This is a genomic window from Pseudoalteromonas shioyasakiensis (assembly GCA_013391845.1).
Classification (GTDB): Bacteria; Pseudomonadota; Gammaproteobacteria; order Enterobacterales; family Alteromonadaceae; genus Pseudoalteromonas; species Pseudoalteromonas apostichopi.
On record CP058414.1, the window covers coordinates 61,491 to 81,699 of the forward strand.

The window sequence follows — 20,209 nt, forward strand, 5'->3', positions numbered from 1 at the left end:
CTCAACTTTCTTTATCGAAACGTCCAATTTAGGCTGCAAAAGCTAGCAATTATTCTTCGGCTGCACCTAGTCGCTCACGTTGATATGAGCCATCCTGAACATTTTGGCACCAATCTAGATTGTCTAAATACCATTGCACTGTTTTTCGAATACCAGACTCAAACGTTTCTTGAGGTGTCCAATTTAGTTGGTCAGCAATTTTAGCTGCATCGATTGCATAACGACGGTCATGGCCAGGACGGTCTGTAACATAGGTGATTAGTGAAGCATACCCTTCTGCTAAATCTTTACTTGGTGCTAACTCATCTAACAAACTACAAATAGTTTTTACTACTTCAAGGTTTGTTTTTTCGTTATGTCCACCAATGTTGTATGTTTCACCTACTTTACCTTCACTCGCAACGGTGTATAAAGCACGCGCGTGATCTTCAACAAATAGCCAATCTCTAATTTGTGACCCATCACCGTAAATAGGTAATGCCTTGCCTTCTAACGCATTTAAAATGACTAGTGGGATCAGCTTTTCAGGAAAATGAAACGGGCCATAGTTATTCGAGCAGTTGGTAACAACGACAGGTAAACCATAAGTGCGGTGCCACGCTCTCACTAAATGATCAGAGCTTGCTTTACTGGCAGAATAAGGGCTACTAGGCGCATACGATGTTTGCTCTGTAAATAAAGGCAAACCTGAGCTATTTTCTACATCATCTGGATGAGGTAAATCACCATAAACTTCATCTGTCGAAATATGGTGAAATCTAAAGGTTTGTTGCTTATTGGTATCTAAGCTTGCCCAATAACCTCGTGCTGCGTCAAGTAGGGTATATGTACCAACAATATTTGTTTGAATAAATTGGCCAGGCCCATCAATTGAACGATCAACATGCGATTCTGCAGCTAGGTGCATTATAATATCAGGCTGATATGATTGGAAAAGTGAGTCGACAGTTGCACGATCACAAATGTCACCTTGAATGAAGGTATAACGTTCGTTATTTTCTACGCTTTTAAGTGACTGTAAATTTCCAGCATATGTGAGCTTATCTAGGTTTATAACTTTATGCGCTGTTTCGTTTATTAAAAAACGTACCACGGCACTTCCAATAAACCCTGCACCACCTGTTACTATAATCGTTTTCATCCACACCCTTTTTAACTAAATTAATTAGCTTTTCAACAGCAGCGAATTATCGCAAATATACAGCCTATTTGCTATAACCTGCAGATTTTTTGCCGCTTTCTAACTGTTCTAAATACAATTCTAACGTTAATAAACTGCCTATTTTTTCAGGGCGAATTGAGTCGTCCATTGCAAAGAACTTGGATAGAATTTTATTAACTTGGTCATTGCCAATTAATGTTGCGACTCGGCTATTTGGCATACATAACATATCTGTAAGATACTGCTTAAATTGCGTTTCTCTGAGCCAAGTGTCGTAGGCTACATAGTGTCTCTTAGGGGCAATTGAGCGATATAGCTTGCGTGCCACTCTTTCAAACAAAGAACCTTTTATTAGCTTTACTAATTGTTGCTTAACTGGATTTACCTTTGGCTCAACTTGATTTTCGGTCAATGAAATTGGTTTTCCTGTTTGTTGCCAAGGGATCGCTGCAAAATAGTCAGGATAATAACGTAACAACATTGCGTGGTATAACTTACCATTACGTCTAAAGCTTTCTGGTAGAGAATAAAGAAACTCAACCAAATCGTTATCCATAAACGGTTTAAGGTTATGTAACTGATGACTCAATAAATCACTTCCAGCGCCAATAAAGCGTACTCCGCGATTATAGATAAGCACTGGATCATCATTTTCATGTGTAAAGTAGTCATGATCAATGTTTGCATGTTGAACATGCTTAGTGTAGCGAGTTGCAATTCTTTTCTGCTTTGAGATTGTTGCTTGCGACTCAGGGAATAAATAGCTCCCGCCAAAAGTCACATCACCTAAATAACCATTGAGTAAATAATTAGACTCTTGCGCAATCAACTCTACAGAGCTAAGTGCATGCATGTGTAAAATATTCTTTAAGCCATCAGTCAACCAAACACCACGTTCTCTGCCAGAGAACCAATTGCTTTGATCAATTGCAACCAACTGGTTAGATACCCCTGCGAAATCTGCCACTTGTTTGGCTATAACGGCGTCATCACAGCTTGGTTCACCAAAGGTAAATGTTTTAATTTCGCCTTTATAATGCTGCTTGGCTCCTGCTAGTAAAACTCTAGAGTCAAGGCCTCCGCTTAGCGTGATCGCTAATTTAGGCTGTTTTACCACACTCATACATCGAGCCATACTAGCATCAAAAAGCTGATAAGATTTATCAACAGCCTCATCAAACGAGATGTCATTTAGTGGTTTAATCTCTGACCATTGCCAATAGAGTTGCTGCTGATAGTGTTCTGCTTGGGTATTAATAGTGACTAATGTTGCCGCTGGCACACGTCGTATATTCTTAAATAAAGTTTGCTCACCAAGCATGTGCCCTACATCAACATAGGTATCTAAAGCCGACTGATCGATCTCTTGTGTGTAGTCTGGGTGCAGTAGTATGGCTTTTGGCTCACTTGCAAACCCTTTTATACGATCACCTTCAACCCATAGGTAAAGTGGTTTAATACCGAAGCGATCTGTTGCCAAATGAAGTGCTTGTGTTTGTTTATCATATACCGAAAAAACAAAGTAACCATTTAAGCCATGACAAAACTCAAGTAGGTTATCAATTAGGTACTGCTCGCAAAGATTCTGTAGCGCATCTTCAGTTTTACAGTCATTACCATTGATTGAAAAGATATCGCCCCAAATAGTGACGTGCAAACGATCATCGCTATATTCGTAGCACGCTATATGCTCAACATTTTTAAGCATGTGCTGATAGTGCTGCGAAACAAAATAACTATGTTTATCGCCTGCTACATTCGCAAAGCAATCATGATCTTCTGCTACTTGGTCTGGGCTAATAAAACCGATCATACCGGGCATACTAAGAACCTCGAATAAAACTGTAAAACTTGAGTAGTTGCGGTGTAATTGCGATTAAGTAACCTACACAAATAAGCACAAACAAATATACTGGAGCTAATATTAATAATGGCTGTATAAGTAATAACAACAAGGCTGCTATCGCAAAAAATGCTATGCATGCTGGCCCGAGTGCGGCAGCAAACTGGAAAAAAGACAAACCACTAATAGGCTTAATAAGAAGTTTCCAGTGCAGTAAAAATAATAAAACCTGTAACGCAACCAGCGCTTGCACCATTACCGTAATACCTTCATTAATTGAAAGTACGATAACTAAGGGACGCACAATTGTTACTGCAATATTCCACCAAAAACCACGTTTTACTTCACCACTAGCACGCAACAGCACACCGATAGGGTTCATCATAGATATGATAAGCATATATAAGCCAAGCCAACGAAGAAGCTCAGCATGTTCCAGCCACTCATTTCCATAAGCCATTCCTAAAATAAACTCAGGGAATAGAGCAACTAAAGAGTACAAAGGTATATTGATTAAGCTAAGTAGCCTAATCACCATGCCATATAAAATAGCTAAGCTATGCGTTTCTTTATGTTTAACAATAAGCGGGAAGGCCACTTTATTTACCACTGGATTAATCAATTGTAATGCAGGTCTAAATACAAGGGCTTTAACGTAAGCATAAATACCAAGAACTTCTGGCCCTAGTAATTTACCGATCAGCAACTGATCAAGCTGGGCACTTATAAAGTTTACGAAGCTCTCACCTGTTTGATATAGACCATACTTAATTGGTGCGATAATGCTGTTTAAACTTAACTTGCTAAACCCAGGCCTTAAAAGAGGGAAGCCAACTAAAAAGCAGGTACTTAAAAGCAGAGCATTCAGCAATTGAGAAAACACAACTGACTCTAATCTCAAATCAACTGCTAACAATATAATTAATGCTATAAAACTTGCCACACTGGCGAATACTTCAATTTTGGCAATACTATTAAAGTGCATTTTTTGCTGTAACAAGGCTAACTGCTGCTGCCCTAAACTGCGAATAAAAAATACCGGAGACAAATAACATAACAACAAAGACAGTTGTGGCATGTTAAAGAAAGACGCAGTAGGCACAGCCATCATAAGCACTAGCAAAGAAATAACGATACCTAAAATTACATTGACTAGGTATAACTGGTTGAGTTGTGATTTTTCTAACTGTTTATGGAATATCAAGGCGTTTGAAATGCCTGCATCGCCAAAGATTTGGGCAAACCCTACCACCAACTGTATAATTGCCAGTACACCGAGCTCTGCTGGCGTTAAGAACCTAGCAAGTACAACTAGCTGCGCTAACTGAAGGCCACCTTTAATAAGTGTGGCAGAGGCAGTCCAAGATACGCCAGATACAGCATCACGTGCGACACTCATACTAATTTATCCATGGAGCTGCTCTAACATATTGCGCCATTTAGGTGCTAATGCTTGCTCAGTAAAATGTTGGTTCATCAAGTCAGGGTTACGGTTATTATCTTTGCTAATTAAATTATTTAGCTCTGAATAACTCATGCTGGCTACTTCATCAGTTTTGTAAATTTCAAAGCCAAGCTCAGTTAAGTAGTTATAACTAGATGTGTCTGAAAGCAAAAACATGGGTTTACCCATTAATAACATGGCATATGCAACATATAACCCTTGTTGACGATGTTGAGCGAACACCGTTAAATGCACATCATTTAGTAATTTATCGTAGTCTTGCTTGTTAAGCATTTCAGTGATAGCAATAAATTTATCACCAAATAGTGTCGTTGCATGTTTAACCACTTCATCAATGTAACTTTGCTCACCACCATAATTAAGTGGCATGATAATTTCGATATTTTCATTGGCCAAATGAGCAAGCTTGTTTAAAGCGTCAATATGGTTATTACTCGCTGATGCCGAATTACCTACGAGTATTTTAAGTGGTTTTTCAGACGTTAATTGCTCGCGGTCTTGTTCAACTTTCATCCCGATGAGTGGATATGGCAGCACTTTAACATTTCGCTTAAATAATACGTGTTGAGCAAGTTTTGCATCACCTTTATTTAAAGCAAATACTTGCTTATATCGGTTAATCACTAATGCATGTAAAACATGGACGACACGTTCTTTTATGGTGCGCTTCGGCCTTGTATGACGATAGAGCTCAGCCCCCCAAAGTACACAACTACAGCGTTTTGTGACCGAACTAAGCAAGAGTTTTTTCCAAACATGCATGTCAAAAGAGCCGTGAAATACTATTTGGTCTTCTTTAGCTGTACTCTCAAGCAAAGCAAAAAGCTCTGCATTATTCTTATAATTTACAAAGTTTGGAATCGATTCGGGTGTTTTAACCCAAAACAATTGTTCAGCGTCAGGTCTACATTGTTGTTCAAAAAATTGTTGCATCGGTTTATAGTGATGCGGCGTATCAGCAAAGATATGGATTATACGTTTTGTCATATCGATTATTTAGTTTGGTAGGCTGCTAGGAAAGATTTTTCATGCGCAAGTAAGCCATCTTCTCGCGCTTTAATATATTTTGCAGGCTGACCTGCGTAAATCCCCCAAGCAGCTAAAGAACGATTCACCATAGTTAATGCGCCAACAGCAACACCTTGCTCTAACGTAACACCTGGTAAAATAACACTGCCACTTCCAACAATTACATGCTTAGCTAGTGTTACAGGGGCATGTTCAACGTTAGTAAACTCACTATCAATAGTCGGGTTAGTTAAAAAAGCCCCTGAATAATCATCACTGCTTGAGTAGATAGCAACCCTTGAAGAAATATTACAAAAATCGGCCAATTGAATATGCCCAGCGCCAATAAGGCAGCTGTATACGGCAAGATGAATATGACTGCCTAATGTAATACCGCCCTCTCCAGCAGAGAGAACACAAAAATCATCGATGCGGACGTTGTCGCCTATAGAGATTCTTGAAGCACCGTAAATAGACGCTTTTTTTGATATTTTTACGTTCTCACCGAGTTTTGAAAGACCCAGGCTGAGTAATTCATCTCGCGTATAAATTGCCATCTAGCTTCCTATTAAATGGGTGTATATCAACAACTGCTTTCAAGTGCTGAAATTAAACTACTGCAAATCTGTTCAACGCCTTCTAATGTCAAATCAGTAAACATAGGTAAACATAAAATTCGTAAACTTAACTCATTACCATGTGGCGTGCTGCCCTGCATTCCATAAGCAGGGACTGTAGATAAGCTCGGATAAAAATAGCGTCTTGTTTGAATACCTTGTTCGAGCAACTTAGTCTGTACTTGTAACAATTGTTGTTCACTTTTAAGGACTACAGGCATATATGCACCATTATTTACACCTTGAGGGTGCCAAGCCTGTAAACTCAATAGGCCTTGCTCTGCAGTCGCTTTTAAAAGTAGATGGTAATGAGTAACAAGGTCACGCCTTTTCTGGGTTATCTCAGTAACATGCTCGAATACAGATAACCCCATAGCAGCGTGCATTTCGCTCATTTTAGCATTAATACCAACCAGTTCTGGGTATAGTTTTGCATCAAAACCAAAGTTAATTAATTGCTTTGCTTTTAAATAATCAGATTCATGCTTAAAGATGATGGCACCGCCTTCCACGCTATGGAACAACTTTGTAGCGTGTAGGCTTAACGTTGCTACATCACCATGATCAAGCACCGTTTTCCCATCAATATCGCTCGCAAAAGCATGAGCAGCATCATATATAACTTTTAAGTTATATTCTTTTGCTTTGTTCTCTATCGCCTCTACATCGCATGGGTTACCAAAAACATGCACAGCTAAAACCGCTGTCGCACTATTAAGCTGTGAATGCGTTGCTTTATTAATATCTAAATTATAAGTACGTGGGTCTATATCAATAAACTCGGGGGTAATACCCGCAAACTTGAGAGAACTTGCTGTTGCAGCAAATGAGAAAGGTGTGGTTAATACCGTTCCTTTAGTATCTAATGCAGCAAATGCGACTTGCAATGCTAATGTGCCGTTAGCAACCAATAGTAAATATTCAACACCTAAATATTCTGCTAGTTGTTGCTCAAATTGCTGCAAACACGGGCCATTATTTGTTAACCAGCAGCGTTCAAATACACCATCAATTTGCGCTTTGTACGCGTCGATTGAAGGCAAAAACGGTTTTACTATTGGATACTTCACTCATCATGCTCACAAAACAAAAACAGTGTCGAAGTGTAGCAAACAACGATTACAGGGGCTAGCGGAGAAAGGAATTTTTGATTAATAGCAATCCGCAATAATACTTAACCTTTTTAGGGATAAAACCTGTCGCCTCCTAGATTAACAATTTCTCATTTAGAGCAAGTAAACGTTATACATAAAAAAAGCGAGCCAAGGGCTCGCTTTTTTAAAACCATAGCTGGTTATGTACTAAATACTTATTAGTAAGTTAATACACGGTCAGCTGAAGCTTTGTGGTAGTAAACACCTTTAACACCGATGTTGCTAGATGGAGCATTAACAACTACGTTTACGTGTGCGTTACCAGTGATGCCTGACTCTTTAGCAAATGCAGCAACTTCTAGGCTGATGTTTGTTACAGAGTTAGCAGCAGCCATTTGAGTAAGCTCTTTAGTGTAAGTTTTACCTTCAGCTTTAAGAGTTACAGTGATTGCACCTTCAACAGAACCACGGTTAGCAACAGTGATTGACTGAGCGTACTCAGAACCGAAAGGCATAAGCTCGATGTCGTCAGTTGAACCATCAAGAGACCAAGAACCAGCAGAAGCTGTAGCTAAAGCAACTGTAGTAGATGCATCAGCAACTGTTGAATCAATAGTGAATGATTGTGGAGCTTTAAGTACTGAACCACCATTCGCTTGACCGATTACTTTGAAAGTTAAAGTTGAAGAAGCAGCAGGAAGAGTTGTATCTTTAACTGTTAACTCGTTTAAACCAGTATTGATTGAGAATGAAGCTGAAGTGAAACCAGTTGTAGTGATTGCGTTAGCAAGCTCAGCTGGCTCAACAGTACCGTCTTCGTCACCACCGTTTGCTTTAAGATCGTAGTCAGCTAGGTAAGAGAAATCACCTTTAATTACGTGAGTTTCTTTAGTGAAAGTAAGTGCATCAACAGCTGATGTATCGTTAGTAGCAGCAAGAGTTAACTCGTCCGCTAGTGCTGAAGTACCAGTGAATTGTGCACGGCCTTTACCAGTAGAAACTTCACCATCTAACTTAGTGATTTTGTAAGAAAGCTGGTTTACAAATTGACCAAGCTCAACTGCTTTAGCTGCATCATAGTTACCGATTAACGGGTTAACTGAGATTGCATTTGTAGCAACTGTGATTTTTTGTTTGTTTGAAGGTGTGCCTGAAACTAGACGGAAACCTGCAACTGTAATAGTGTTTGCTTTAGCGTGGTCAGCTTGAGAAACACGTAGACGTAAAGTATTTGCGTCTGAGTAATCAACAAAATCAAACTGTGAAGAACCAGCGCTTACAGTGATTGTTGGAGTTACTGTAGTGTCAAAAGTTGCACCAGTTACTTTAACGATTAAAAGGTCATTAGTAATGTAGTCACTGCCTGGAGTTAGAACTACAGAGCCAAGGTCAGCAGCATCGATTTTACCAGCATTAGCTGTTGTAGCATTACCTTCGATTGAGATGTTTTTTGAACCACCAGTTACAGCGATAGAACCAGCGTTAGCAACACCAGCAACACCAGTAAGAGCTAGTGCTAATAGAGTTTTTTTGAACATTATATATTCTCCAAAGTTTCATGAAACAGGAACGTTCATTGTTCCTTTTTTTTTAGTTTTGAATGACCATGCACTATAGGCCGTCACCTAAGTGACTACTAGTCAGATTCAGAATTAGTCTAATGAATGTTAGTTTATTGTCAAGTAATTAACAGTCGTTACACTAACAAATTTATATTACAGTTTTATGGATTCTATGTACACCTTTTAAAAACCTTAATTTTCAGAAGCTTAAATATAATGTAAATTTTTAAGTTAAAAAAAAAGTCTTTCGTTACAATTGTTTACACAAGCTGTTTTGGGTGTTTTTTGTACTATATTGTATTATGCTAATTATGCTGTGTTTTATTTACATCAATTAATGAACATTTCAAGCGACTAAATTTTTGAACAATACAGTTTTAGTACTTTCAGTCGATTTAATTACCAATCTAATTAACCCCCCCCCCTATTTGGGGTTGTTGATAACTTTAATTCAGATAGACCTTCTTTAAACTGCTCGTAAACACTTTCCCATTCAGCTGTATTACCTATGATTCGGGGTGTCACTAATACAACAAGTTCTGTTTTAGTAGAGTTATTATTTGTTTTATCAAACAGCTTTCCTAATAATGGAATACTAGAAAAGAAAGGCACTGAGGTATCACTTAACGTACTGTTTTCGCTAATTAGCCCGCCAAGCATAATTGTTTGACCATTTGCAGCAATTACCTCTGTCTGTAAACTACGCTCAAACACAATTGGATTTCCCTCTGCTCCAGTACCATCTGCTTGAGTACTTATATCTTGGCTTATTTCTAAAACAACTACACCTTGCGCATTAACGGTTGGCGTTACTTTTAAATCGATACCTGTTTCTAAGTAGTTCACAGATGTACGAGACCCATTAGTTGAATCACTAACAATCTCCCCTACAACAGGGATACGGTCACCAACACTAATATTTGCTTCAACACCGTCTCGCACTGCGAGTGTTGGCCTTGATAGTACATTTACATAATCATTAGTTTGCAATAAGTTAATTGCCAAGCTACCAGCAGCTCCAGACAAGGCGTAAGTTAGGCCTGGACTATTTTGTGTATTTGCATTAAGTGTAAACCCACCTTGAGTCGTTGCTCCTAAGTTTGTAAGAGCAAATTCAACTCCCTGTTTAAACACATCGGTCAAACTGACCTCTGCAATCATTACTTCTAACATGATCTGTTTAGGCATAATATCTAATCGTTTAATCATAGGAAGTAAGTTACGATAGGCATCACCCGTTGTATAAAAAATCAATGAATTAGAACGTTCATCAACTACCATCTTAATACCATCAGATTGAACTGAAACATTTGCAGAAGCTGATTTTTTTGACTGGCTAGAAGTATTTAGTTGTTGATTTTGGCTCGCAGCTGAGGTGCTATTCGATAAAGTCTGAGCGCTGCCTCCACCTAAAAGATTTTGAATACTTGTGCCTAAATCTACAGCTCTTGCAAACTCTGGTACAAATACAAAGTATTGCTCTTGATTACCGTCAGCTGGTTTATCAAGTTGTTTTGCCCAAAACGACACTCGCTTCAAAAAATCTTTGTTGTTTGTAAAAAACACCATGGTATTCGTGCGCTCAAGCGGCACAATAGAAATAGCTTGCTCACTTGACGCATTTATACTCACTGATATGCCTTCTTGCTTAAGTAAATCTTGTAATTGTTTACTCAATTCATCGACTGGAACAAAACTTGATTTGTACATGCCTATTGAACGATCACGAAACACGGGCTGATCAACTAACTGCATGAACTCAAGCGCCTTAATAATATCGTTTCGCTTACCTTTAAACATTATCGCTTGCTGCTCGAATAGCGGTCTAGCATCTACTTTTGTTAACTGTTTAATTGTATTTGATAAGGAGGTCTGCATACCTGCTTTAAAAGGCGCGAGTTGTACAATTTCGCTCGAAGTATTAGGTACATCTTCAGGGTTAGCACCATAACCGTACACTAAGTTATTTGATATACCATCTTCTGATTGATGAATGTAATAAATGCCGTCTTGAAAACGAATAACAATGCCTCTTTCTTGCAGCATTTGCTCACTGATTGTAAACAATTTACGCTTACTTAACGCATCTTGAAGATTTAATGTGACTTGAGCTTTACTCGTATTTAGCTGTTCACCCAAAATGTAATTAACATTTAATAACTCACCAAACACATAATGCAGGTAATCTTTAACTAGTAAGCTATCAGCAGTTAACTTAACTTGCTCAGTATCACTAAATTGGCTTGCAAGGTCTGTTTGGCTTGATTTTAGGCTGCTTTTATTTTGTAACGGCTCTACGTAAACAATTCCTTGGTTTGCTTTTTTAGCTTGCTGCGTATCTTCAACTTTGTCTACGTCTGTTGCTGTAACATTATTTGTCTGTGCTTTTTCTAAATACGATGGCGCCGCGGTAATACCGCTATTTGATCTTGCGCACCCTGTAAGTACACTCATCGCAACCATGCCTAAAAAAATGGCCTTGCTATGTTTCATAAATTTTCCGGACACTATAACTAGTTGTTTATCAACCACGTTGGTACATGATTAAAGTAATATTTTGTTGACCTTTAGTAAGCTCAACTTCGGTATTTGACAATACTTTTAAGCTATAACCATGCACTGTTTGCATATCGGCATACTTAACAAGTTGTGTATTATCGTCATTGATATTTTTTTGTTCTATTAATACATAAGGTTCATTTGTAGTGATTACAGCTTTTAGTTTAAGTTCATAATCGCCAGCAAATACGCTAATTAGTTCACCATTTTGCTCTGCTTGTTCAGCCGCGGACAAGCCTTTTTCTGCTACTTGTGTATTTTGCACGGGTTGGCTGTATTTTTTGTATGTTTGCTCTAGTGTTTGCCTTGTTGTCTCAGATAGTAACGGCAAAGGCATAACCTTTAAACTTTTCTGGTTAAAGTCGTTATCTGCTTTGGTGCTTTCTAAAATTAAACGATTGCTAAAATCTAAAGCTAATAACAATAAAATAAGAACGCTAGGAATAAGTATTGCTCTATTCATTAGGTTCTCCTTGTTGCATATAAAAGCTTAGCTGAATTGTACCATCAACCTGACCAAGTTCTTGCGCAGTTTGACCTTTCATACGCATATTAAAATCACTAACTTGCATTAATGGCGTGTTCGTTTCTAGTTGCACCAACACATTTTGAAAGTTTATCAGTTTACCACTTATGTTTAATGTAAGTTGATGACGCATCAAGCTGTCTTCTGCTACTTTAAGGCTGACCAACCAGTTGCTGTTGTTTATCTGTAGATTATGCGTTGCCATCAACTGCTCAACTTTTTGCTGCATAGCAAGTTTAAACTCTGTATCTTTTTGTGGCTCGACAAATAACCGATTAATACTCTCTAGCTGCTTACTGATTTGCTGTTGCTGAGAATCAATAGTCGCTTGATTATCGATTACAGTTTGCGATTTTGTAGCACGCTTTTGTAAGTTGCTAATTATGCCTATTTGCTCATCTTGCCAATCAAGTAGTGGGACTACCGCAAACTTAAGCACTAATAAAACCGCTAACAATGCTAAAGCTATTTGCTGCTTAGGTTGTAACTGACTCATTGCGCCCCCTGCTCAGACACCGCAGGTATCACTTGATCATTACCTGTATTTAGAACAAAACTAATAACAAAGCTTTCACCACCGCGTTCTTTACGCGATGGGTAATCAAACTTAGCATCTTCCACTCGACTATCTTGCATAACAGTCGCAAGTGCATCGGTCGCTTTATTTGCCTTACCTCTCAAAACAAAGCGCCCTTCTTGCCAGCTTATACTACTCAATTCTGCAGAATTAAATAAATCACTTATAACCATAAAAACCGGGCTAGTTATAGGAAGTTGTCGCAACAATTGCTGTCGCTGTTGTAAAGCATCACGACTGGTCATATATACATTCAATGTATTTAGCGCTTTATTGACTGTTGCTTTGTTAGCGTCGAGTTGACTTTCTAGCTGATGCGTTTTGAAAACTAAGTAGCCACTAGTTAATAAACCATAGACAACAAATATACCGCCAAAAATAGCACTGTATCGAAGAGCTAGGCGTTTGTTAAATATGTTGACTGGAATATTTAAGAAGGCTTGTAAATATTGCTTAGGTACAGCATACAAGCCATTGATTACCCGCTCTAAATATTCTTGCTCTGTATTAATATTGATTACTTTGCTTAACGGAATACCAAACATACTAGCGAAGCGTTCAGGGCTATTTATTATTTTACTTTGCAATGATGAGCAAACATTCTTCTGATGTTTAGTGATGAAGCTAGCATTATGATGAGTATTTAAAATCACTTCTCCATCATTGACTGTTTGGCTCATTAATAACGACTCAGGTAGCGTAAACCACGCTTTAGGTAAGTCTTTAGCAAATTGCCATTGCATTACTTGGCTTTGTTCTGCCGCCATCACAGTTACTAAGGTCTGGGTGGTAGCTTGCTGTTTATCTTTACTTTTTTTCTCAATTTCTAGTAACTGCTTTAATTCTTTTTTATTACCAATAGGGTAAGCATTGAGTTGCTCATTGTAGTGTTGACGCCCAACAACTAATAACCACTTCGTTGATTGTGTGTCTGATGATGGTTTTAAAGCAAATTGATGGTGCTCATTTAGCACAAGTTCGTAGGGTTGATCAGTATAAAAAGCAACCACTTTACATAACCATTTTTTAAACAACAGCTTAATTTTATTATTAATCATTATGCTCTCTATCGCGTCTTAACAGCTACTTCATTGATCACGGGATCTTTTGTTGGTTGCAAATGAAAGTATATTGTTTTATTTACTACCGCCTGCCCAACTCTCGATGTTAACGATACCCTGAATAAATTGGATGGGTACAAAATAATATCATCACTTTCAGTTATGCCAGTTGCTTGGACAAAGTCTTTAACCGTTAACCTATTGGCTTTACGTTGCATAATAACATACTCTGCAACGTCGTTACTTAATAATGCATAAAGTAACGTATTAGGCGAATTCATAGGGTTGAACGTGCCTTTTTTATATTGCGTTGTGTTTTCAGCAAGTACTGCCAATTGCTTCGAAGGCAACCCCAAATGCCCAAGCTCTTCAATATCATGAATAGCTGCATTACGTGTAACAGTGCCACCACTAATGTAGTCTGAACGCTTCTCTAAACTCTGCCAAGCTATGATCTGCAACATCGCAAGCTGGGCATCATAATCATTTAAGCCGCTATAGGTCAACAATCGCTTTAAGCGAACTTGATTTGGGTAGTGAATATTTAGCAAACCACGTAAGTCTTGTAACCGAACTTCAACATTGTTGGTTGTTTTAAAAGGCTCCCCATAAAAGTTCCACGTTGTAATTTGAGGATTGTTAGCCGGAGGACTAGGGATAGGTGTTAACTTTTCAGTCAGCAGAGAAAATACGATATTCGCTTGGGCGTTATTTAACTCAACTAAGGCTTGGGCCTTATCAACCATCATAGTTGCGCTTTTTACTTGCTGTCGGGCTGACTGCGTAAAGTATAAGGCTAATATAGAAACGACTGCGACGATTAATAATACTTGTACAAGAGCTATTCCACGCTGCTTTGTCATAATTCACCCGTTTGAATGTAATTACCAAACCAACGATTAGGCTCTTTATCTAATTGGAAGTAAAATTCCATTGGCTGCTGTTTTTTGACTAAGGTTAGCTTGATTACTAGAGGTGTTAACTGTTGATCTAGACCTGAATAAGTCGGTTGCCAAAAAGGTTTTTCGCCTGGCTCTTGCAGTGCTTTTTGCTCAAGAGAACTCCAACCATAATAACTGAAAGTAACGCTATCAAGATCGTTCAAGAGTGTGTACTTATTTGAAAATTCGATGTTTTGTTCAGAGTTAATTAATAACATATTAGCACTTGAAATCGACTGATAAACTAACTCAAAGCGACCTTGTTGATTTTGAACAGCTGTTAATCTCACAAGCTCAGGATTTTTGGTATCTGTATAACCATTTTTGGTCATCATCAGTAGGCTGTCTTCAGCGCCAACAAAAAACATCTCTGGGCGTCCTCGATTATTCTTGATCAGGTACGGTTCTATACCCTCTAAGATGTTTTGCAATATATAGATTGATTTTGTCTGTTCAATATCTTGCTCAAAGCTACCAAGCTCCTTGTCCCAACGAGAAGCCAATTGCATGTATACATAGTTTCCAGTAAACATTATGAGGGAAAGCAACGTCACTGAAATCAGCAGCTCGATTAAAGTAAACCCTTGCTGTTTATCCATTGTGCCAACTCACTTCATTAAATGTATAGCTTTTTTCAATACCATTTCGTTTAACTATGAGAGTGACTTGCCACAAATTTATTTGTTTTTTTTCAGCAGCCTGTCTACCAAATTCAAGAGTCATTGCCTCATCTACAACAACTTTACTTTGCACAATTGCAGCCTGCCATTGATATTCAACTCCCCAGCCGACTCCACGGCCTGACAAGGTAGACTGTTCTGAAGTTGATAACTTTATTTGTTGTTGGATTTGCGTTATTAATGAAGGGAGGTTAGCAACCATTTTTACATGGTTGCTCGCTTTTTCACTGGCAATAAAGGCGCCCCTATAAATAAGCGAAACGGCTGCAAGCGAAGAGAATAAAATAATAGTCGCGATAAGCAGCTCAACTAATGTAAAGCCTAACTGGTGCTTTGTTTTCATTTTGATGAGGACTCTAAACTTATCATTAGCGGTTCATCTCGAAAATAGCCTTGGATCTGTGTAGGTGAAACGAGTCCATTATTATTGAAGTTTACTTGCAGTGCATCAAACCGTAATGATTCTAATTTTTTTGTTTTTATTAGTTGGTTTGTATCACTTTGATATAAATAAAGCATATCGCCTTTGAGCTCAAGTTGATACGAACGCGATTCGACAAAAGATTGAAATGCAATGCTTTTAACCCAATTACGTGTTGTAAGAAGCTCAGTTCTAGCTACACTTTTGTCTACTGCTTTTACTGAAATTGGCGCCACAACCGAAAGTAATAATGAAACAATACTTAATACAATGATTAACTCGATCAAGGTAAAGCCATGTGCAAATTTATTATTTGCGCCCGTCATTAGAAGCCTACGTCGTTTAAAGAGATCATGCTCATCAACATGATAACGACGATACCACCGACGAAACCACCCATAAATAAAATCATTAATGGTTCAATCAACGACGTCATATTGTCTGTCCAGGTTTCAAAATCTTGTCGTGAACGATTTGCTATTTCATCGAATACGATATCTAAATTACCGGACTCTTCCCCCACTTCAAGCAGTGAAATATAAAATGGTGGATATAAAGAAGTTTGCTGTAATGCTGGGGTTAATTGACTACCACGTTTTACTTTTTTTCGCGCAATTGTCATTTCGTGATGTAGTACATGGTTTTTGATATTACCCGCAGCCAGTTCTAATGCTTGGTCAATAGGTACACCAGCTTTCAACATCAAACTTAAACCACTATTAAAACGTATGCGCTCAACTGTGGCGCTCGCATTCGCTATTACAGGTAATTTTAGTGCTGTTTTATGCCACCAATGCTGAAAACCTTTACGTTTACTTGCCCAAATAAGGGCAGGGACTGAAGCAATAACTGCTAATGCCAAGAACACTTGATAGTCATTCATCCACTCACTAATAGATAACATAAGCTGGGTATACCAAGGAAGCGAGCTTAATTGACCAAACATATCAGCCATTTTTGGAATGATGAAATTAAATATGAAAAAAATACTTAAAATACAAACAAATAAAATAACGCATGGATAAGTAAGTGAACCTACAATTTTTCGTTGTAGTTCACGTTTAAACTTAAGATCTTTGGCGATACCAGCAAATATTTCGCTTAAGTTTCCTGAAGCTTCACCTAATTCAATTAAGTTACAATAAAGGTTATCGAATACATCAGGATAAGCTCTGATTGCTTGAGAAAGGCTACTCCCTTTCTTTATGCTACTGCTAATGTTAGCAAGCATTTGTGCTAATGCAGCTTTAGCTTTTGTTCGCCTAATAATGTCTAGGCCACGATCAATCCTAACTCCAGTTGCAAGTAACAAACTTAACTCTGCTGTTAAAAATTCTAGGTCGGCTAAGGATACCTTGCTTTGAAAAAGCACACCGGTCGTTGCTCTTTTTTGCTCTTCTTTAACTTCAAATGGCAGTAACTTTTGAACTTTTAATTTGTTAATTGCATCTTGCTCAGAGGTTGCTTCAATAAGCCCCTCTGATTTTGCGCCAGATGAATCATAGGCTTTGTAATTAAAAAGCGCCATTAACCTGCGACCCGTATTACTTCATCAATAGTTGTATGACCTAGTACCGCTTTGTGTAAACCATCCTCGAGTAAGGTTCGGCGATTAAGCGAGTGGTTATGATTTTTAGCTTTAGGTATGAAATCAGCATCTTTTGGCATTGCTTTAATTTCATTATCACAGCGTAAATACTCTGTTACGGCCATTCGGCCTTTATACCCGGTATGAGCACAATGCTCACAACCTTTACCTCGAACTAAATTAATCGTATCGATACTAAAGCGTTCAGCAAACTGATTCAGGTTATATTTTTCTATAAGCTTTTGTGCATCTGGATCAGGTTCACTGCAATTGCTACATACTTTTCGTGCTAAGCGCTGTGCAACTATCGACACCAGTGCAGCATTGAGCAAGAACTCTTCTACACCAAGGTCAAGTAATCGAGTATAAGCACTTGCAGCATCATTTGTATGAACAGTACTAAATACTAAGTGGCCAGTTAATGCAGACTGTAATGCAATTTGAGCAGTTTCTTTATCTCGTATTTCACCCAACATAATTACATCAGGATCTTGACGAACTATAGAGCGCAGGCCCGCTGAGAAGTCAAAACCTATATCACTATTAACTTGCACCTGATTTATGCCTGGTAATTGGTATTCTACCGGGTCTTCTAAAGTAATAATTTTTACATCATCATTATTTAGTGCGTTCAAAAATGTATATAAGGTTGTTGTTTTACCAGAACCTGTAGGGCCGGTTAATAACACAACCCCTGCTGTTGTTTTAATATCTTCGCGGATCAATTCATCAATGTCATCTGATAAACCCAAAACGGACATATCGTAACGTACGTTCTCTTTTCTTAGAAAACGCATAACGACTGATTCACCATCATTTAATGGTAATGACGATACACGAATATCAAGCTCTTGATTGGCAATTTTCATTTCGATTTTGCCATCTTGCGGGCGGCGCTTTTCAGCGATATCCATTCCCGACAAGATTTTCAAACGCGTAATTATTGGCAGTTGTTTACGAGCCGAAATAGTTTCAGCTTCATGCAACACACCATCAATTCTAAAACGCGCCCTGTAGCGGCCTTGGTAAGGCTCTAAGTGCATGTCTGATGCACCTTGGCGTAATGCTCTGCTAATTAGTGAATTTAGTAAGTTTACTGTAGGGGCTTCTGTAGCTAATTCTTTTAGGCGTTCTTCCTCATCTAAAGGACTATCATCATCGATATCTGTTAAAGGCTCTTCGTACTTTGCTGCTAATAATTGAATATCAACTTCATTCGCAATGAATAAAGAATAAGATTGATTATTTTTACTTAACCAATCATTCATTACTTGGTTAAGTGGATCCTTACAAGCAAAGGAAATGTGCTCTTTATTGTCAGTTATTGGTAACCAGCTTTGCTCAACAAACATATCAAGCATAGGCTTATCGATGACTAGTGCAGAAAAGTTAGCGTATTGTTCACTAGTAAACAGTGGGATACCTAAATATTCACTTAGTAACAAAGGAACTTGATCTTCTGGCAAGCTCCCCATGTTTACAAGTACTTGTTCTAACCTTCCGCTATATTTTGCCTGATAATTTAAGGCTCGAGTAAGATCTTGAGGGTCAACACTAAACTTTTCTATTAATAAATCATGTAATTGCATTATTGATGTATTATATCCGCGTTGTTGTCGGTACCACCCTCTTTACCATCACTACCGTATGATTTTAGTGAATAAGGATTGCCATTTTCACCAGGGGTCTTGTAGACATAAGGGTTTCCCCAAGGATCTAACGGGATATCTTTTGGTAAATAAGGACCATCCCAACGTGGATCATCACTTTTACGTAACTGAGAAAGTTCTGTTGGGTATTTACCTAAATCAAGTCGATAAGTATCAATAGCGGTTTCAAATGATGACATTTGTGCTGCTGCTATTTTACGCTCTGATGAACTTAACTTAGAAAAAAACTTAGGCGCGACCAGTGACATTAAAAGCCCTAAGATGACAATAACAACAAGTAGCTCCATCATCGTAAAACCATTATTTTTTTTCATAAAACTCTCTTTAAATTTAGTTATTTTTTGACGTCTATTTTTTTTCGTCTTAGAAATCTTGCTACTTTCCAACAGTGTTGTAGTGCTAAAGAATAAAACACAAATACAATTAAAAATAGGGCAAGCATTATCCATTCAGGAACATTTAAAACTTCCCCTAGAATACCAACACCGCTCAAAATTATGGCAAAAAACAATATTGAGCTCAACGCCCTGCGAGGACTAAATCCTACCCGCATAAAGATATGGTGCAAATGATCGCGGTCAGCACTAAACGGGGATAGCCCCTTACGTTTACGGCGAATTATTATTGCCATCATGTCCATTAAAGGCACACCAATAATCCATAACGCTGTTACAGGTCTAAATGCTGATTCGGTTGTCTGAGTGCCTACCATTAGAAACCAAATAACACTCAAACCAATAAACATAGAAACCCGCATCACCCATAAAAATTTTCTTATTTCTATGGCCTTTAATACCTAAATTAAACGCTAAATAAGGTAGTACGGTCGCAACAATAATAAGCGGTAAATAAACCAAAGCATAGTTACCACTAAACAGCATTAAAATAAAAACAGATAATAAGGTGAGAATACTAAGTGAGCCAGCTAAACCGTCAATGCCATCGATCATATTAAAGGCATTAATACAAGCTATGACACTAATCACTGTAAATATTATACCAAACCAACCAAGGTCAATATCACCCATTAAAAATAGATTGCCCAGATTATGAATGTATATTTCACTACTATAGATCATCACAAGAGCAACTAGAACTTGGACGCCTAACCTAATTTTTACACCTAATTGACGGTAATCATCTATAACCCCCAAAACTACAATAACCGCAGCACAAGCTAAGTAACTTACAATTTTCACTGTTAGTGGGTGAAATGCCATAATCGAAATTGCCACAGCCAAAAAGATTGACAATCCACCAATTAAAGGGATGGTGCCGGTATGCTGTTTACGCAGGCATGGTTTATCGACTAAGCCAAATTTTACAGCTAATGGCGTAATCGCCAAAATTATGATGTATGAAAAAACAAATGCAAACATCAATGTTATGAATTCAAAGGTCATTATGAAGCCTTAATTAAGAAACATACTTCATT

The 20,209-nt window shown here is 38.1% G+C and carries 18 protein-coding genes and 1 pseudogene; all 19 read right to left on the bottom strand.

Going from position 1 to position 20,209, the window contains the following annotated elements; genetic code table 11:
* Positions 1-49 precede the first annotated feature (49 nt).
* Positions 50-1,141 (bottom strand): dTDP-glucose 4,6-dehydratase, encoded by a 1,092-nt coding sequence (rfbB, locus tag HYD28_00255; GenBank protein QLE07522.1) that lies wholly within the window; start codon positions 1,139-1,141, stop codon positions 50-52.
* A 64-nt stretch (positions 1,142-1,205) separates the two neighbouring features.
* Positions 1,206-2,984: an asparagine synthetase B family protein gene (locus HYD28_00260; GenBank protein QLE07523.1), complete on the bottom strand. Its 1,779-nt coding sequence runs from the start codon at positions 2,982-2,984 to the stop codon at positions 1,206-1,208.
* A gap of 1 nt (position 2,985) precedes the next feature.
* Positions 2,986-4,404, bottom strand: a complete 1,419-nt coding sequence (locus HYD28_00265) for an MOP flippase family protein (GenBank protein QLE07524.1) — start codon at positions 4,402-4,404, stop codon at positions 2,986-2,988.
* Between the two features lie 6 nt (positions 4,405-4,410).
* On the bottom strand, positions 4,411-5,457 hold the full coding sequence (locus tag HYD28_00270) for a TDP-N-acetylfucosamine:lipid II N-acetylfucosaminyltransferase (GenBank protein ID QLE07525.1): 1,047 nt from the start codon (positions 5,455-5,457) through the stop codon (positions 4,411-4,413).
* A gap of 5 nt (positions 5,458-5,462) precedes the next feature.
* Entirely contained in the window at positions 5,463-6,035 is a 573-nt protein-coding gene (locus HYD28_00275; GenBank protein ID QLE07526.1) for an acyltransferase, read from the bottom strand.
* A gap of 26 nt (positions 6,036-6,061) precedes the next feature.
* Complete coding sequence (locus HYD28_00280; GenBank protein ID QLE07527.1) at positions 6,062-7,165, bottom strand: DegT/DnrJ/EryC1/StrS family aminotransferase; 1,104 nt, start codon at positions 7,163-7,165, stop codon at positions 6,062-6,064.
* 242 nt (positions 7,166-7,407) lie between these two features.
* Complete coding sequence (locus HYD28_00285; protein ID QLE07528.1) at positions 7,408-8,727, bottom strand: hypothetical protein; 1,320 nt, start codon at positions 8,725-8,727, stop codon at positions 7,408-7,410.
* Between the two features lie 435 nt (positions 8,728-9,162).
* Positions 9,163-11,244, bottom strand: a complete 2,082-nt coding sequence (locus HYD28_00290; protein ID QLE07529.1) for a Type II secretory pathway component PulD-like protein — start codon at positions 11,242-11,244, stop codon at positions 9,163-9,165.
* 31 nt (positions 11,245-11,275) lie between these two features.
* The gene (locus HYD28_00295; GenBank protein QLE07530.1) at positions 11,276-11,773 is read right to left on the bottom strand and encodes a hypothetical protein; all 498 of its coding nucleotides are present in this window, start codon (positions 11,771-11,773) and stop codon (positions 11,276-11,278) included.
* Positions 11,766-12,332, bottom strand: coding sequence for a hypothetical protein (locus HYD28_00300; GenBank protein QLE07531.1), 567 nt, complete (start codon positions 12,330-12,332; stop codon positions 11,766-11,768). Before HYD28_00300 ends, HYD28_00295 begins: the two co-directional genes overlap by 8 nt.
* Complete coding sequence (locus HYD28_00305) at positions 12,329-13,471, bottom strand: hypothetical protein (protein ID QLE07532.1); 1,143 nt, start codon at positions 13,469-13,471, stop codon at positions 12,329-12,331. The genes HYD28_00300 and HYD28_00305 overlap by 4 nt, the downstream gene beginning before the upstream one ends.
* Before the next feature lie 8 nt (positions 13,472-13,479).
* The gene (locus tag HYD28_00310; protein ID QLE07533.1) at positions 13,480-14,337 is read right to left on the bottom strand and encodes a general secretion pathway protein GspK; all 858 of its coding nucleotides are present in this window, start codon (positions 14,335-14,337) and stop codon (positions 13,480-13,482) included.
* Positions 14,334-15,014, bottom strand: a complete 681-nt coding sequence (locus HYD28_00315) for a prepilin-type N-terminal cleavage/methylation domain-containing protein (protein ID QLE07534.1) — start codon at positions 15,012-15,014, stop codon at positions 14,334-14,336. Before HYD28_00315 ends, HYD28_00310 begins: the two co-directional genes overlap by 4 nt.
* Complete coding sequence (locus HYD28_00320) at positions 15,007-15,438, bottom strand: prepilin-type N-terminal cleavage/methylation domain-containing protein (protein QLE07535.1); 432 nt, start codon at positions 15,436-15,438, stop codon at positions 15,007-15,009. The genes HYD28_00315 and HYD28_00320 overlap by 8 nt, the downstream gene beginning before the upstream one ends.
* Positions 15,435-15,842 carry a type II secretion system protein gene (locus HYD28_00325; protein ID QLE07536.1) on the bottom strand — a complete coding sequence of 136 codons (408 nt, stop codon included), beginning with the start codon at positions 15,840-15,842 and terminating at the stop codon, positions 15,435-15,437. Before HYD28_00325 ends, HYD28_00320 begins: the two co-directional genes overlap by 4 nt.
* A complete protein-coding gene (locus HYD28_00330; GenBank protein QLE07537.1) occupies positions 15,842-17,044 on the bottom strand; it encodes a type II secretion system F family protein in 1,203 nt (400 codons plus the stop codon). Before HYD28_00330 ends, HYD28_00325 begins: the two co-directional genes overlap by 1 nt.
* The gene (locus HYD28_00335; GenBank protein QLE07538.1) at positions 17,044-18,693 is read right to left on the bottom strand and encodes a type II/IV secretion system protein; all 1,650 of its coding nucleotides are present in this window, start codon (positions 18,691-18,693) and stop codon (positions 17,044-17,046) included. The genes HYD28_00330 and HYD28_00335 overlap by 1 nt, the downstream gene beginning before the upstream one ends.
* On the bottom strand, positions 18,693-19,088 hold the full coding sequence (gspG, locus tag HYD28_00340) for a type II secretion system major pseudopilin GspG (GenBank protein ID QLE07539.1): 396 nt from the start codon (positions 19,086-19,088) through the stop codon (positions 18,693-18,695). The genes HYD28_00335 and gspG overlap by 1 nt, the downstream gene beginning before the upstream one ends.
* 20 nt (positions 19,089-19,108) lie before the next feature.
* Positions 19,109-20,177 (bottom strand): annotated as a pseudogene (gene wecA / locus HYD28_00345) (UDP-N-acetylglucosamine--undecaprenyl-phosphate N-acetylglucosaminephosphotransferase).
* Positions 20,178-20,209 lie beyond the last annotated feature (32 nt).

What these genes read in the sequence shown, in the direction of transcription:
- rfbB (QLE07522.1), bottom strand. Translation starts at nt 1,141, where the DNA reads ATGAAAACGATTATAGTAACAGGTGGTGCAGGGTTTATTGGAAGTGCC.
- HYD28_00260 (QLE07523.1), bottom strand. Translation starts at nt 2,984, where the DNA reads ATGCCCGGTATGATCGGTTTTATTAGCCCAGACCAAGTAGCAGAAGAT.
- HYD28_00265 (QLE07524.1), bottom strand. Translation starts at nt 4,404, where the DNA reads ATGAGTGTCGCACGTGATGCTGTATCTGGCGTATCTTGGACTGCCTCT.
- HYD28_00270 (QLE07525.1), bottom strand. Translation starts at nt 5,457, where the DNA reads ATGACAAAACGTATAATCCATATCTTTGCTGATACGCCGCATCACTAT.
- HYD28_00275 (QLE07526.1), bottom strand. Translation starts at nt 6,035, where the DNA reads ATGGCAATTTATACGCGAGATGAATTACTCAGCCTGGGTCTTTCAAAA.
- HYD28_00285 (QLE07528.1), bottom strand. Translation starts at nt 8,727, where the DNA reads ATGTTCAAAAAAACTCTATTAGCACTAGCTCTTACTGGTGTTGCTGGT.
- HYD28_00290 (QLE07529.1), bottom strand. Translation starts at nt 11,244, where the DNA reads ATGAAACATAGCAAGGCCATTTTTTTAGGCATGGTTGCGATGAGTGTA.
- HYD28_00295 (QLE07530.1), bottom strand. Translation starts at nt 11,773, where the DNA reads ATGAATAGAGCAATACTTATTCCTAGCGTTCTTATTTTATTGTTATTA.
- HYD28_00300 (QLE07531.1), bottom strand. Translation starts at nt 12,332, where the DNA reads ATGAGTCAGTTACAACCTAAGCAGCAAATAGCTTTAGCATTGTTAGCG.
- HYD28_00305 (QLE07532.1), bottom strand. Translation starts at nt 13,471, where the DNA reads ATGATTAATAATAAAATTAAGCTGTTGTTTAAAAAATGGTTATGTAAA.
- HYD28_00310 (QLE07533.1), bottom strand. Translation starts at nt 14,337, where the DNA reads ATGACAAAGCAGCGTGGAATAGCTCTTGTACAAGTATTATTAATCGTC.
- HYD28_00315 (QLE07534.1), bottom strand. Translation starts at nt 15,014, where the DNA reads ATGGATAAACAGCAAGGGTTTACTTTAATCGAGCTGCTGATTTCAGTG.
- HYD28_00320 (QLE07535.1), bottom strand. Translation starts at nt 15,438, where the DNA reads ATGAAAACAAAGCACCAGTTAGGCTTTACATTAGTTGAGCTGCTTATC.
- HYD28_00325 (QLE07536.1), bottom strand. Translation starts at nt 15,842, where the DNA reads ATGACGGGCGCAAATAATAAATTTGCACATGGCTTTACCTTGATCGAG.
- HYD28_00330 (QLE07537.1), bottom strand. Translation starts at nt 17,044, where the DNA reads ATGGCGCTTTTTAATTACAAAGCCTATGATTCATCTGGCGCAAAATCA.
- HYD28_00335 (QLE07538.1), bottom strand. Translation starts at nt 18,693, where the DNA reads ATGCAATTACATGATTTATTAATAGAAAAGTTTAGTGTTGACCCTCAA.
- gspG (QLE07539.1), bottom strand. Translation starts at nt 19,088, where the DNA reads ATGAAAAAAAATAATGGTTTTACGATGATGGAGCTACTTGTTGTTATT.